This window comes from Massilia phosphatilytica, from assembly GCF_977014125.1.
On sequence record NZ_CDRNIL010000136.1, the window covers coordinates 1 to 13,660 of the forward strand.

General features: G+C 59.1%; 12 protein-coding genes and 5 pseudogenes. 5 read left to right on the forward strand and 12 right to left on the reverse strand.

The annotated features are described in order from the left end of the window. Positions 1–30: 30 nt before the first annotated feature. The 3 genes from ACWNCF_RS04840 to ACWNCF_RS04850 are packed head-to-tail and all read left to right on the forward strand — an operon-like array spanning position 31 to position 859. Positions 31–210, forward strand: a complete 180-nt coding sequence (locus ACWNCF_RS04840; protein ID WP_449406228.1) for a hypothetical protein — start codon at positions 31–33, stop codon at positions 208–210. Continuing rightward, on the forward strand, positions 207–623 hold the full coding sequence (locus ACWNCF_RS04845) for a hypothetical protein (RefSeq protein ID WP_449406229.1): 417 nt from the start codon (positions 207–209) through the stop codon (positions 621–623). Before ACWNCF_RS04840 ends, ACWNCF_RS04845 begins: the two co-directional genes overlap by 4 nt. Next, positions 620–859, forward strand: coding sequence for a hypothetical protein (locus ACWNCF_RS04850; RefSeq protein WP_449406230.1), 240 nt, complete (start codon positions 620–622; stop codon positions 857–859). The genes ACWNCF_RS04845 and ACWNCF_RS04850 overlap by 4 nt, the downstream gene beginning before the upstream one ends. Here ACWNCF_RS04850 and ACWNCF_RS04855 read toward each other — a convergent pair. From ACWNCF_RS04855 to ACWNCF_RS04910, 12 genes and pseudogenes are all read right to left on the reverse strand, one after another. Continuing rightward, positions 834–1,208, reverse strand: a pseudogene (locus tag ACWNCF_RS04855) (SIS domain-containing protein); the annotation flags it as partial. The gene ACWNCF_RS04850 and the pseudogene ACWNCF_RS04855 sit on opposite strands and share 26 nt — an antisense overlap. 57 nt (positions 1,209–1,265) lie before the next feature. Continuing rightward, positions 1,266–2,109, reverse strand: a pseudogene (kdsA, locus tag ACWNCF_RS04860) (3-deoxy-8-phosphooctulonate synthase). 85 nt (positions 2,110–2,194) lie between these two features. Next, the gene (locus tag ACWNCF_RS04865; protein ID WP_449406231.1) at positions 2,195–2,869 is read right to left on the reverse strand and encodes a bifunctional UDP-4-keto-pentose/UDP-xylose synthase; all 675 of its coding nucleotides are present in this window, start codon (positions 2,867–2,869) and stop codon (positions 2,195–2,197) included. 100 nt (positions 2,870–2,969) lie between these two features. Further along, positions 2,970–3,146, reverse strand: a pseudogene (locus ACWNCF_RS04870) (bifunctional UDP-4-keto-pentose/UDP-xylose synthase); the annotation flags it as partial. A 406-nt stretch (positions 3,147–3,552) separates the two neighbouring features. Next, entirely contained in the window at positions 3,553–4,272 is a 720-nt protein-coding gene (locus tag ACWNCF_RS04875; RefSeq protein ID WP_449406232.1) for a ZIP family metal transporter, read from the reverse strand. After that, the gene (locus ACWNCF_RS04880) at positions 4,269–6,860 is read right to left on the reverse strand and encodes a heavy metal translocating P-type ATPase (RefSeq protein ID WP_371763462.1); all 2,592 of its coding nucleotides are present in this window, start codon (positions 6,858–6,860) and stop codon (positions 4,269–4,271) included. Before ACWNCF_RS04880 ends, ACWNCF_RS04875 begins: the two co-directional genes overlap by 4 nt. A 429-nt stretch (positions 6,861–7,289) precedes the next feature. Then, on the reverse strand, positions 7,290–7,736 hold the full coding sequence (gene flgB, locus ACWNCF_RS04885; RefSeq protein ID WP_371763461.1) for a flagellar basal body rod protein FlgB: 447 nt from the start codon (positions 7,734–7,736) through the stop codon (positions 7,290–7,292). Between the two features lie 21 nt (positions 7,737–7,757). Next, positions 7,758–8,210 carry a DUF6328 family protein gene (locus ACWNCF_RS04890; protein WP_449406233.1) on the reverse strand — a complete coding sequence of 151 codons (453 nt, stop codon included), beginning with the start codon at positions 8,208–8,210 and terminating at the stop codon, positions 7,758–7,760. Between the two features lie 217 nt (positions 8,211–8,427). Beyond that, a pseudogene (locus tag ACWNCF_RS04895) lies at positions 8,428–11,599 on the reverse strand (CusA/CzcA family heavy metal efflux RND transporter). 11 nt (positions 11,600–11,610) lie between these two features. Continuing rightward, complete coding sequence (locus ACWNCF_RS04900; protein WP_449406234.1) at positions 11,611–12,177, reverse strand: efflux RND transporter periplasmic adaptor subunit; 567 nt, start codon at positions 12,175–12,177, stop codon at positions 11,611–11,613. Position 12,178: 1 nt separating this feature from the next. Continuing rightward, entirely contained in the window at positions 12,179–12,838 is a 660-nt protein-coding gene (locus tag ACWNCF_RS04905) for an efflux RND transporter periplasmic adaptor subunit (RefSeq protein ID WP_449406235.1), read from the reverse strand. Continuing rightward, positions 12,835–13,182: a TolC family protein gene (locus ACWNCF_RS04910; protein WP_449406236.1), complete on the reverse strand. Its 348-nt coding sequence runs from the start codon at positions 13,180–13,182 to the stop codon at positions 12,835–12,837. Before ACWNCF_RS04910 ends, ACWNCF_RS04905 begins: the two co-directional genes overlap by 4 nt. 41 nt (positions 13,183–13,223) lie before the next feature. Here ACWNCF_RS04910 and ACWNCF_RS04915 point away from each other — a divergent pair, with 41 nt between their 5' ends. After that, positions 13,224–13,448, forward strand: coding sequence for a hypothetical protein (locus ACWNCF_RS04915; RefSeq protein ID WP_449406237.1), 225 nt, complete (start codon positions 13,224–13,226; stop codon positions 13,446–13,448). 10 nt (positions 13,449–13,458) lie between these two features. Beyond that, a pseudogene (locus tag ACWNCF_RS04920) lies at positions 13,459–13,660 on the forward strand (efflux RND transporter periplasmic adaptor subunit); the annotation flags it as partial.

Genomic DNA, 13,660 nt, shown 5'->3' on the forward strand with positions numbered 1-13,660 from the left:
TGTTTGCTAAGGTTAAAACGGAGGAGTTAGTTGGATGATCCAGCACCTTGCCGCGACGCCCTGCGCCACATCTTCGACGCCTACCGCGGCCAGGTTGCCTCGGCCCGGGCTCTGATGGAGTGCAGGGCGTCTACCGCGCGAAGCAGTTTGGTCGCCGGCGCTATCATCAACAGTCAAGCCACCGAGCGCTTCGCACGCGCACTCACATGATGATCAAGATTACTGAAAAAATTAATGTCGGAAATGAATCTCCACTGGTCATTTTCGGCGGCATCAATGTGCTGGAATCCCTTGATCTGGCGCTTCGTACTTGCGACGAGTTCGTTCGCGTCACACAAAAGCTTGCGATTCCATACGTCTTCAAGGCCAGCTTCGACAAGGCGAACCGCTCATCGATCCATTCGTTCCGCGGCCCCGGTCTCGAAGAAGGCATGCGCATGCTCGAGAGGGTGAAACGACATTTGGCGTGCCCGTTTAACCGATGTACACGAGCCATGGCAGGCAGACATTGTCGCGGAGCAGTAGACGTACTGCAATTACCTGCATTTTTGGCCAGGCAGACCGATATCGGTGGACGGCCAAGACAGGACGCGTCATCAATATCAAAAAGCCGCAGTTTTTGAGTCCAACACAGGTTTCCTTCGTTGTTGAGAAATTCAAGGAAGCGGGGAACGACCAGCTGATCTTGTGTGATCGCGGCACATGTTTCGGTTACGACAATCTGGTCGTGGACATGCTCGGTTTCGGTGTGATGAAAAAGCTCGCCCAGGTGTTCCAGTCAAGCCGATCACCTGCATACCAAGTTGGCGTGCTGCCCCGGCAGCAACGAGAATTGACTCGCTCTTCCCACTCGTACTAATGGCGAGTAGAACATCGCCTTGGCGACCGTGCGCTTCGATGTACCTCGAGAATACCTGATCATAGCCATAGTCGTTTGCGACACACGTAATGTGTGTTGGGTCGCTGATGGCAATGGCTGCTATACCAGGACGATTATTGCGGAATCTTCCCGTGAACTCCTCGGCAAAATGCATTGCATCGCACATCGATCCGCCATTGCCACAAGAAAAAGCTTTGCCAGATTTTCGAAAAGACGATACCAGCAAGCCTGCCGCATCCACGACGCTCCGCAGATTAGTTTCGTCACCCAGGAAACGATTAAGTGCCGACTGCGCGTCGGCCAGGCTATTTTTAACGTATTCGATCATTACTTTTACCAATGGTGAGCGATGGGTTTGATTGCGGACGATGCCGGAACCGGCGGGCTACTTTATCTGAATGGGAGCCAGAGATTTCACAAGATCATCCAATACCTTTAACTGAGAAAGAAACGATTCGAGAACGCTGACTGGCAGCGCGCTCGGTCCGTCGCATTTCGCGGTATCGGGATCTGAATGAACCTCGAGGAAAATCCCACCCAAGCCAACTGCGACGCCCGCGCGAGCCAAGCTCAAGGATCTGATCCCGCCGCCCGCCCGACGTTGCGCTCATCGGATCTCGCTGTTGCAGGGAATGGGTAACGTCAAAGATCACAGGCACACCTGGGCAAGCTTTTTTCATCACACCGAAACCGAGCATGTCCACGACCAGATTGTCGTAACCGAAACATGTGCCGCGATCACACAAGATCAGCTGGTCGTTCCCCGCTTCCTTGAATTTCTCAACAACGAAGGAAACCTGTGTTGGACTCAAAAACTGCGGCTTTTTGATATTGATGACGCGTCCTGTCTTGGCCATCGCCACGACCATATCGGTCTGCCTGGCCAAAAATGCAGGTAATTGCAGTACGTCTACTGTCTCCGCGACAATGTCTGCCTGCCATGGCTCGTGTACATCGGTTAGAACGGGCACGCCAAATGTCGTTTTCACCCTCTCGAGCATGCGCATGCCTTCTTCGAGACCGGGGCCGCGGAACGAATGGATCGATGAGCGGTTCGCCTTGTCGAAGCTGGCCTTGAAGACGTATGGAATCGCAAGCTTTTGTGTGACGCGAACGAACTCGTCGCAAGTACGAAGCGCCAAATCAAGGGATTCCAGCACATTGATGCCGCCGAAAATGACCAGTGGAGATTCATTTCCGACATTAATTTTTTCAGTAATCTTGATCATCATGTGAGTGCGCGTGCGAAGCGCTCGGTGGCTTGACTGTTGATGATAGCGCCGGCGACCAAACTGCTTCGCGCGGTAGACGCCCTCACTCCATCAGAGCCCGGGCCGAGGCAACCTGGCCGCGGTAGGCGTCGAAGATGTGGCGCAGGGCGTCGGGCATGGAGGTCGTCGGGGCCCAGTCCAGGTCCTGTTTGGTGTTCTCGATCTTCGGCACGCGGTTCTGCACGTCCTGGTAGCCGGCGCCGTAATAGGCCCCCGATGTCGTTTCGACGATCTCCACCTTCGCGGCGCCGGTCCCATACTCCGGATACTCGGTGGCCAGTTCCAGCATCATGTGGGCCAATTCGCGGATCGAATAATTGTTGGCCGGGTTGCCGACGTTGTAAGATCTTGACCGGTGGCCTTGCCGCCCTTGTTCTCGATGATCTTCATGAGCGCGTCGATGCCGTCGTCGACATAGGTGAAGGCGCGCTTCTGCGTGGCCGCCGTCGACCAGCTGGATGGTCTCGCCGCGCACGATGTGGCCGAAGAACTGGGTCAGCACGCGCGACGAACCTTCCTTCGGCGTGTGGATCGAATCCAGGCCGGCGCCGATCCAGTTGAACGGACGGAACAGCGTGAAGTTCAGGCCTTCCATGCCGTAGCCCCAGATCACGCGGTCCATCAACTGCTTGGCGCAGGCGTAGATCCAGCGCGGCTTGTTGATCGGGCCGTAGACCAGTTCCGAGTTCTCCGGATCGAATTCGGCGTCGTGGCTCATGCCGTAGACTTCCGAAGTCGATGGGAAGATCGAGGTGTTTCTTGTACTTGGCGGCCGAGCGCACGATCGGCAGGTTCGCCTCGAAGTCCAGTTCGAACACTTTCAGCGGCTGCTGGACATAGGTCGACGGGGTCGCGATGGCCACCAGCGGCAGGACCACGTCGCATTTCTTGACGTGGTACTCGACCCATTCCTTGTTGACGGTGATGTCGCCTTCGAAGAAGTGCATGCGCGGATGGCCCAACAGATCGCCGATGCGGTCCGTACTCATGTCCATGCCATAGACTTCCCAGTCGGTCGGTCTCGAGGATGCGCTTGGACAGGTGATGGCCGATGAAACCGTTGACGCCGAGGATGAGGATTTTCGTCATAAATTTTTTTGTCTGAAGGAGGCTGAGTAAAACTTATACAGATGCTGCTTTAATTCCTTACGTAAACTAGCGCTTAACTTTTTGTCGCCGATTATTCGACTTTTTCTCTTTTCGCCTATTGGGCCGCTTTAATCGATCCACATTGGGACTCTTTCGTCGCCTCCAGATTTCGACCAGCTTGAAAATACCCAACAGCAAAAAAATGCTGATGACAGAGCCGAAGAAGGTAATCAGCAAACCTTCAGTCGGCATATCGGGTTCTTTACGCATAGCGATCTTTAAAATCTCTAACTAGGCATATGAACTTGTGCGTTATACAAGCATGTCAATCATGAACAGCAGGATAAAACCTGCAAAGAACATGGCTGTCTGGATCGGCGTTTCGACTTCCTCATGCGCCTCTACCAGTAACTCTTCGGTCACCAGGTAAAGCAGCGCCGCGACACCAAATGCAAGTAGTGCGTCGATAAAGACAGGCGTCACGGCATTCAATATCCCTGCCCCCGCCCCGGCGCCGGCAAGTAATGCGATACCGAGCACGGCCGCGGTACCGCCGATTCTGAGCGCAGTCTGTCCGACGCTGCGTAACGAGGTTGCACATGAAACACCGAGGAAGAACAATTCAAGCACCAGACCGACCGTCAGCAGGAGCCCCTGTTTTTCCCCTGCGGCGAACGATAAGCCGATGAGTGCGCCATCGAGGACGACGTCGACTCCCATTGCGGTGATCAATCCACTCGTATCGCGGCCCCCTGCCGCATTCTCGCGTCGATCTCCAAACCATTTCAGGACGAGCATGAAGGCGACGCCAAACGAGAAGCCCAGGAATGTCGGCCAGGGCATTCGCCGGTGCACGAGGTCAGGCAGTAACTCGACGGCGAGTACACTGAACACCGTACCGGCGGCGAAATGTTGGACCGCGCTGCGCAGTCCAGCCCCGGGTTGACGGACAAGCGCGATCAAAGCCCCTGCCAGCACGGCGATTGCGGGCAAGGCGGCATAGCCCAGCACTTTCGACAGAACGGCACTCATGACGACACCTTCGCCGCGTCCCCACCTTGTTTATTCGTGGCCGGCGCCGGACCCTGAACAGGGGCTGAAGCCGTCCCCGGATAGGCGAGCAGGCGGAGCGCATTGATGACGACAAGCAGGGTCGAGCCTTCGTGGAACAGGACCGCGGTCCCGATGTTCAGACCAAAAATGGTTGCCGGAATAAGTACCGCGACGACGCCCAGGCTGACCCAGAGGTTCTGCTTGATGACCCGGCGCGTACGGCGCGACAGCCCAACCGCGAACGGAAGCTGGCTGAGGTCATCGCTCATCAACGCGACATCCGCCGCTTCAAGCGCGACGTCCGACCCGGCTGCCCCCATGGCGATGCCGACTGTGGCATTCGCCATGGCCGGCGCGTCGTTGACGCCGTCGCCCACCATGGCGACTTTGCCGTGGCGTTCACGCAAATCTTTCACTGTTTCGACCTTTTGCTCGGGCATCAGGTCGCCCTTGGCTTCGGTCAGGCCGACAGTGCGGGCAACAGCGTCGGCAACCTGTTGATTATCGCCCGACAGCATGACCAGACGCTCGATGCCGAGTTCACGTAACTCCTTCATGACAGACGGCGCCGCTGGGCGGGGCGTGTCCATTACACCGATCACACCCAGGAAGCGCGCTCCTTTGCGTACGACCATCGTGGTCCGCCCCGATTGCACCAGCTTGTCGTTTGCCTTGAACAGTTCAGTTGGCAGCCGCATGCCGTCCAGCTCATCGAACAGGGCGGGTTTGGCGATAAAGGTCGTTTCACCATCGACCGTAGCCTGCACGCCACGGCCGGTCAAGCCACGTACATCGTCTGCACGCACTAAAGCAGCATTCGCAGGCAGGCGCTCGCGGCCACCCTCGACCAGCGCCGATGCGAGCGGATGGTCGCTGTGCGATTCGACCGCGACCACCACTGCCAGCAATTCTGACTCGCTGACGCCGGAAGCCGGCAGCACATCGGTCAATTTCGGTCGGCCTTCGGTCAGGGTTCCCGTCTTGTCGAAAGCGATCGAATTGAGACTTCCAAGATTCTCCAGCGGACCGCCGCCTTTCACCAGCACCCCGCTGCGGCCGGCGCGCGCCACGCCTGACAGCACGGCGCTCGGCACCGAAATCGCCAGGGCGCATGGACTGGCCGCCACCAATACCGCCATGGCGCGGTAGAAGCTGTCCGAGAAGCTCTCGTCGATGACAAGGAAGGCCAGCATCAACAGGGCGACCAGTCCCAGGATCACGGGAACGAAAATGCGTTCGAACTTGTCGGTGAATTGCTGTGTAGGCGAACGCTGGGCTTCAGCTTCCGCCACCATCTGCACGACACGTGCCATCGTCGACTGTGATGCCAGGCGCGCCACCATGACGTCCATAGCGCCGGCTCCATTAATGGTGCCCGCGAAGACCCGGTTATTGGCTTTCACGCGATCGAACGTCGCAATCGCAGCCTTCCCGTCTTCGACAGGTGACTTATCGACCGGGACGCTCTCTCCGGTGACCGGCGCCTGGTTCACACTCGAGCTCCCCTTGACCACGACGCCGTCGGCCGGAAGGCGCTCATTCGGCTTCACCAGTACGACGTCGCCTGGCTGCAGTCTCTCGACCGGGACCTCTTCCGTTGTGTCGCCTTTCTTCAGCAGTGCAGTTTCGGGAGCAAGCTTGGCGAGGGCTTCGATCGCGCGTCGCGCGCGTCCCATTGCGAAATGTTCCAGCGAGTGGCCCAGACTGAACAGGAACAGCAGGAGACCGCCTTCCGCCCATTTGCCCAGCGCCGCCGCACCGACCGCTGCCACCAGCATAAGCGTGTCGATCTCGAAGCGGTGTGCGAGGATGTTCTCGATGGCTTCCTTCGCGGTAAAGAAGCCCCCGCACAGGTAGGCGCCGATGTACAGCGTTAGCGGTAGCCAACCAGGCGTGGCGCCGCTGCGCTCGACAAGCCACCCGGCGAGCACGCACGCACCGGCCGCTACGGCGAAAATCAGTTCGGTATGTTCCCCGAAGATGCCACCATGCCCGTGTTCATGACCCGCATGCGCGTCTTCCTTCCCATGCTTGTGTTCGTGTTCGCCATGCTTGGCATGATCGTGATCCGCGGTGTGTCCTTCATCCGGCCTGGCTTTAGCGGCCGCCCTCTCCACATGTGCTGCCTCTGTCCCGACGCCGCGCACCAGGTTTTCCAGCTGCGTTTGCGTCACGCTTGAGCGTTCGTACTCCACCCGGATCCTGCCCGATGGCGAAACCTCTGCTTCCATCACGCCAGGAACATGGCGCAAGCGCTCAGCGAACAATCGCGCTTCGCGGGCATGCAGCGGTGCCTGCGTACAGCCCAGGTAGTGTGCGAACTTCTCCGTGAGTTGGGCACCGACGGCGCTCACCAGTTCGCGCAGCCTTCCAACCGTAATCACTGCGGGATCATAGTGCAGGCAGAGCATGGGGGGCGCTCCCTCGGGTGTCTTCATATGAACCCGCTCGACGCCAGGCCGCCCCTCTAACAGGCCAATAAGCCGGCCGATACACGGATCCCTTGGATCGTCGACTTCGGGCAGCACCAACGGCAATTCCAGCCGTACTCGGTTCAACTCTTCCATTTGCTTACCTTTCTCTCGAAACGGCCAGTATGAAAATGCGATCTCACCTGGTCGGTGCTGGATCGCACTAACGAGCTATTCAGTTCTGCTTCGCGATAATTCGAGGTTTATGATTGCCAATGCAGTACGGAGAACCCACAAGGACCTGGTCGCTCAACTTCAGCTCAATTTCATTGCCAACAAAAATGTTGACGTACCTTTTACTGCGAAGGTGCTTGAACTGAACTTCGACATACCGCCCTGAGGAGCGTTGGTCATCTGTGAGCGACACCAAGCATTCAGGGTGGTCGGTGGGAGTTTCAGTTGATGGGTATATTTTTTGCACATAGCCGGTCTGCGTTCCCAAATCGTCGGGCCGATACGTAACGCAAGCAGCCAGACCATGCAGGACAATCATCCCTGGAATAATCAACTTAGTTCTCACAGTTCTCAGCCTATTAAATTCTTGAGCATTGAATCCATTTCCCTATATTCGTCAGCCACCTTCTGCAGCAAGAACTGATGCTTGACAGCCTGTTCGGCAAAAGCACCTCGCTCCGTGTCCATGTCGACCGTGTTTCCGTCCACCGAACTTTGTACAGGGATGCGATAGCTAGAAAATATTTCGAGCTCGCCTTGACTATTGCTGACGCCGGCACGACAGCGTGTCTTGTCGGCGGCATCGGTTGCTGGTGCGGCTTCGAGCAGCGCTTGTTGCATTGCCGCTCGAAAGTCGATGTCACGCGCTTTATAGTTCGGGGTATCGGCATTGGCGATATTCGATGCGAGAACGTTCAATCGCCGCTCCGACACCTGAAGCGCCCTTTTCCAAAAGTCGTCCTTATCCGATGCGGCGCTCACCGAAGTGGCGCACGCACCATTTTTGATGCCGTCCATCTCTCCTCCTTTCAGGTATCGTCAAACAGCGCTTGCTGTTTCGACGACGAAGCTGCTGGAATCGATTTCCGCCTTTTCGAGAACCACGGATACAGCCACCACAGGGCCAGGATCATTGAGGCAAAGACCGCGCCCACACCCAGACCGGCCGGGTGACCAATGACTTCCGCAATCACCAAACTCGCACATAGAACCAGGGACAGAGAGAAAAAACGCCCCCGCCAGCATCTGTTTGCTTGCGACGTCCTTGAAATGCATGCGATCCTCAAGCGGGCGCAGCAAGCGATGCTGTACCGCTGGAGCGGTAAACAGGATCAGACTCGACAGCGAGCACAGGAAGGTCGCCATGAATATCCATTTCTCCAGCTGGACGATCTGGCGAAAGCCCGAAGTGAAAGGCAGCGCAATGAGAAAGCCGTTCAACAGCTGCGCACCGGGAAGCAGAATGCGCAGCTCATTGAGCATCTCGGTCATGTCCGTCTCGTCGTGTCCGTTAATCGCAGCTCTCGGACACTCCTCGACTGCTCTAGCCTGATTCGTCTCGCTACATGGACTAGTCATCGTGCTCGAACTCCTAAACCTCACCAGGTGCCGTCATGCCAGCCGCTCTCTATTCCTTCCCCGCGCGCTAGCGTGCCCGGCAGAGCCGGTCGGCTGAACGCCAGCCAACTCTGCTCGAGCGTTGCATGCACTAATGCGCTGCCACTGTGCCCTTTCCGGCTTGCACCTCGACTTCTTCTTCATCTTTCCGGTGCATGAGCCGGTACAGCAGGGGCAGCACCAGCAGCGTCAGCGCGGTCGAGGAAAGGATCCCGCCGATGACGACGGTCGCGAGCGGCCGCTGCACTTCTGCCCCGGTGCCGGTGGCCAGTGCCATTGGCACGAAGCCGAGCGAGGCGACGAGGGCCGTCATCAGAACCGGCCTCAGGCGGGTCAGCGCGCCCTGGACGATCGCTTCGTCGAGCGGCATACCCTCCTCGCGCAGAGAACGGATGAAGGAAATCATCACCAGGCCGTTCAGGACTGCGACACCGGACAGGGCGATGAAGCCGACCGCCGCCGTGATCGACAAGGGAATGCCGCGCAGCGTTAGGGCGACGATGCCGCCGGTCAGTGCGAACGGAATGCCGGTGAATACCAGCAATCCATCCTTCAGGTTGCCGAACATGACGAACAGCAGCGTCAGCACCAGGAATAGGGCCAGCGGCACAACCACTTTCAGGCGTTGAGTCGCCGACTGCAGCTGCTCGAAAGTACCACCCCAGGCTGGTCCAGTAGCCTGCCGGGATCTTGACCGACTTGGCGATCGCGGCCTGCGCTTCAGGGACGAAGCTGCCGACATCCCGGCCACGCACGTTGGCGCTGACGACGATGCGGCGCTTGCCGTTCTCGCGGCTGACCTGGTTGGGACCTGGTGCGAACGCCAGTTCGCAGCGACCTCGCCGAGCGGTACGTAGGAGGCTGTGCCGCTCTCGCCTGCCGGCAGCGCGATCGGCAGGCGGCGCAACGCATCGATGTCGCTACGCAGCTCTTCGGGCAAGCGCACCAGGATGTCGAAACGGCGGTCGCCCTCGAACATAGTGCCGGCCTGGCGTCCGCCCGTCGCGGTAGCGAGGGCCGCTTGCACATCGGCGATGTTCAGGCCGTAGCGAGCCGTCTTTTCCCGATCGATATTCACCGAGAGCATCGGCAAACCGCCGGTCTGCTCGACCTTGACCTCGGCCGCGCCAGGGATCTTTTGCAGTACTTCGGCAATCTGCTGTCCAGTCTTCGCCAGCACGTCCATGTCATCGCCGAAGACCTTGACCGCAACGTCGCTTCGCACGCCCGAGATCAGCTCGTTGAAACGCAACTGGATGGGCTGCGAGAACTCGAAGGCATTGCCCACGTATTTCTCGGACTCCTTCTGGATCGCTTCGACAAGCGCGGCATGGGCTTCTTCGGCGCCGGCCATTGCGATTCGGGCTTGAGCATGATGTAGCCGTCCGAAACGTTCTGCGGCATCGGGTCGGAGGCGATCTCGGCTGTGCCCGTACGCGCGAATACGCGGTCGATCTCCGGGAATTTCGCCTTCAGGCCAGTCTCGAGCTTCTCCTGCATGGCCAGAGATTCGGACAGACTGGTCGCCGGAATACGCAAGGCCTGGATCGCCAGGTCGCCCTCGTTCAGATTGGGGATGAACTCGCTTCCGAGGCGCGCGGCGAGCAGGCCGGACAGGACTACCAGCACGACGCTGGATGCCAGCACGACTGAACCATTACGCAGCACCTTGTCCAGCACCGGCGCATACCAGTCCTTGGCCTTGCTCATCAGGAGATTTTCCTTCTCCGCGACGCGCTTGCCAATGAACAGTGCAACCGCGGCCGGCACGAAGGTCATCGACAGGATCATCGCGCCAGCCAGTGCCAGCACCACGGCGAAAGCCATCGGATGGAACATTTTTCCTTCGACGCCGGCCAACGCAAAGATCGGCAGGTAGACCACCATAATGATCAGCTGGCCGAACAGCAGCGGACGGCGCGCCTCGCGGGCTGCCGCGAACACCTCATGGAAGCGTTCGTTCAAGGTCAGCTCGCGCTTGTGGTGCTCCTGCGCGTGCGCCAGGCGCCGCACGCAGTTCTCGACGATGACGACCGCGCCGTCGATGATGATGCCGAAGTCGAGCGCTCCGAGACTCATCAGGTTGGCACTGATCTTGTAGGTCACCATGCCCGAGAATGTGAACAGCATCGACAGTGGAATGACCAGCGCTGTGATGATCGCCGCGCGGATGTTCCCGAGGAACAGGAACAAAATCACGATGACGAGAATCGCGCCTTCCATCAGGTTCTTCTTCACAGTGGCGATAGCTTTGTCGACCAGGACCGTACGGTCGTAGACTGGCACCGCCTTGACGCCAGGCGGCAGCGTCTTGTTAATCTCCGCCATCTTGTCGGCCGCGGCCTGCGCGACCACGCGGCTGTTCTCGCCAATCAGCATGAAGACGGTGCCCAGCACCACTTCCTTGCCGTTGGCCGTCGCCGCGCCTGTGCGCAGCTCGCGCCCCAGGCCGACGGTAGCGACGTCGCGCACACGGATCGGCACGCCCCGCACATTGCTGACGATGGTGTTACGGATGTCATCCAGGGTGCGGACCTGGCCGGGCGCGCGGACCAGGAATTGCTCACCGCGGCGCTCGACATAGCCAGCGCCAACGTTGCCGTTGTTCCGCTCGATCGCTTCGACCACCGTGTTCATGGTCAAGCCATAGGAACTGAGCTTGGCCGGGTCTGGCGTGACGTGATACTCCTTCGAGAAACCGCCAATCGAATTGATTTCGGTGACGCCGGGAACCTGGCGCAACTGCGGCTTGATGATCCAGTCCTGGACCTCGCGCAAGTCGGTCGGGGTGTAGGGCGTGCCGTCCGGCTTCTTCGCCCCCGGCGCGCTTTCGACCGTCCACAGGTAAATCTCGCCCAGACCGGTCGAAATCGGCCCATGTTCGGGGTGACGCCTTCAGGCAAACCCTCTTTCGCTTCCTGGATGCGCTGGTTAACCAGCTGGCGCGCGAAAAAGACATCGGTGCCGTCCTTGAAGATGACGGTCACCTGCGAAAGACCATAACGCGACAGTGAACGGGTCTGTTCAAGGCCAGGCAGCCCGGCCATGACGGTTTCGATCGGATAGGTGACGCGCTGCTCGACCTCGAGCGGCGAGTAGCCCTGGGCGGACGTATTGATCTGGACCTGGACGTTGGTAATGTCAGGGACTGCATCGATTGGCAGCCGCTGGTAGTTGTAGATGCCGATGGCAGCCATTGCAAACACGGCCAACATAACGATCCATCGATGCTCGATGGCGGAGCGTATGATTCGTTCAAACATGGTTGTGTTCCTCAATCCTCGTGCTCGGCGCTGCCTTTACCCTGCTCCGCCTTCAGAACGAAGCTTCCAGTCGTGGCGTAGGCGGTTCCCGCGGACAGGCCTTGCAGGATTTCGACGTGATCCTTGTCGGTCGCACCAACGACCACCGGCTGCGCCTTGAAGCCTTCGGGCGCCTGGACGAATACGACCGGTTTATCCTCAACCGTCTGCAGCGCCTCGCTTTGCACGGTGACAGCGGCGCGCTTGGCACTTTGCACAAGCGACACGTTGACGAACAGGCCGGGGCGCCAAGCGAGCGACGGGTTCATCAGCTCGATGCGGGCGGTTGCGGAGCGGGTCTGTTCTCCGACGAGGGCGCCGACGTAGGTCACCTTGCCGGTCGCGCTGAGATCGGCGGCCGCGGCCTTCACGGTGGCGGTTTCGCCGACACGCACGACATTCAGGTCCTTGGGCGTAACGACGATGTCGACCCATACATGCGACAAATCGGACAGCAGGAACACGTTGGCGTCTTCCTTGAGGGCCTCACCCAGGCTGATGTGTTTTTCGACAATGACGCCATCGAACGGCGCACGCAATTCATAGCGAATTCAATGCGCCCGTGCCGGAGCCAACACCGAGTGCGCTCAGCTTGGATTGCGCATTGTTCGCAGCGATACGTGCTTCTTCGTAGGCCTGTTGCGCCTGCAGGTAATCCTGCTGGGCTGAGATCTTGTCTTCCCAGAGCTTTTTTTCACGCTGGTAGGTGGTGCGCGCCAGGTCCAGACGCGTCCTTGCCGCGTTCAGCGTGCTGCGCAATTCGGCCAGCTCAGGACTTGAGATCACGGCCAGTACCTGCCCCTTCTTCACCGTCTGGCCCAGCTCCGCTTGCACCGAATCCGCAATCCCTGGAACACGTGGAACAATGTGCGCAGTGCGATCCTGGTCGAAACGAACTTCACCCGGCAACTGGACGGAAGCTTCGATCGTCTCCGGTGCCGCCGTTGCAAGTTTGATTCCCGCTTGCTGGATTTGCTGCGCCGTCAGTCGCACGAGCCCCTCCTCACCAGAATGGTGCTCGCCTCCTTCTTTCGATGCGGCTTTTCCGGCCACGGTCTGCGGCACTTCCTTCTTGCTTTCGGCGCCGGCAGTTTCGCTGGGTTCCTTTTTCCAGAACAGGATGGCGGCGCCGAGCACCACGCCGACGGCGAGGATAGCCACCACGGTCTTGGTCGATTTGTTTTGATTGATGGACTTCATTTGGATGTTCTTTCAGTGGAGTTCACGCCGGCGGCCGCGATCGGGACATAACGTTCGATGTCTGCGATTGAGCGGTAACGGTCGGAAAGCGCGCGCAGGTACTGGGTCTTGGTCTGGAACAGCGTGCGCTGGGCATCGAGCACGTCGGTGAACGCGAATTTCCCCATCTCGAAACCGGTGACTGCGGCGTCGTAGGCGCTTTGGGCAGCTGGAAGTACCTGGTCGCGCAGGGTGACCGTTTGCGTCGATGCCACCTCGGCGCGCTGGTAGGCATCGGCGAGCACCTGTGTGAGGCGCAGTTGTTCGGCCTCGAGGTCGTCGCGGGCCTGGTCGGCACGGCGCATCGAAAGAAGGAGGCGAGCACCATTCTGGTGAGGAGGGGCTCGTGCGACTGACGGCGCAGCAAATCCAGCAAGCGGGAATCAAACTTGCAACGGCGGCACCGGAGACGATCGAAGCTTCCGTCCAGTTGCCGGGTGAAGTTCGTTTCGACCAGGATCGCACTGCGCACATTGTTCCACGTGTTCCAGGGATTGCGGATTCGGTGCAAGCGGAGCTGGGCCAGAACGGTGAAGAAGGGGCAGGTACTGGCCGTGATCTCAAGTCCTGAGCTGGCCGAATTGCGCAGCACGCTGAACGCGGCAAGGACGCGTCTGGACCTGGCGCGCACCACCTACCAGCGTGAAAAAAAGCTCTGGGGAAGCTTTCAAGAATGTCAGCCCAGCGAGGATTACCTGCAGGCGCAACAGGCCTACGAAGAAGCACGTATCGCTGCGAACAATGCGCAATCCAAGCTGAGCGCACTCGGTGTTGGCTCCGGCA

Coding starts and splice junctions, on each gene's coding strand:
- ACWNCF_RS04865 (WP_449406231.1), bottom strand. CDS start 2,869: ATGAGCCACGACGCCGAATTCGATCCGGAGAACTCGGAACTGGTCTAC.
- ACWNCF_RS04905 (WP_449406235.1), bottom strand. CDS start 12,838: ATGAAGTCCATCAATCAAAACAAATCGACCAAGACCGTGGTGGCTATC.
- ACWNCF_RS04875 (WP_449406232.1), bottom strand. CDS start 4,272: ATGAGTGCCGTTCTGTCGAAAGTGCTGGGCTATGCCGCCTTGCCCGCA.
- ACWNCF_RS04910 (WP_449406236.1), bottom strand. CDS start 13,182: ATGCGCCGTGCCGACCAGGCCCGCGACGACCTCGAGGCCGAACAACTG.
- flgB (WP_371763461.1), bottom strand. CDS start 7,736: ATGGACGGCATCAAAAATGGTGCGTGCGCCACTTCGGTGAGCGCCGCA.
- ACWNCF_RS04890 (WP_449406233.1), bottom strand. CDS start 8,210: ATGACCGAGATGCTCAATGAGCTGCGCATTCTGCTTCCCGGTGCGCAG.
- ACWNCF_RS04845 (WP_449406229.1), top strand. CDS start 207: ATGATGATCAAGATTACTGAAAAAATTAATGTCGGAAATGAATCTCCA.
- ACWNCF_RS04880 (WP_371763462.1), bottom strand. CDS start 6,860: ATGGAAGAGTTGAACCGAGTACGGCTGGAATTGCCGTTGGTGCTGCCC.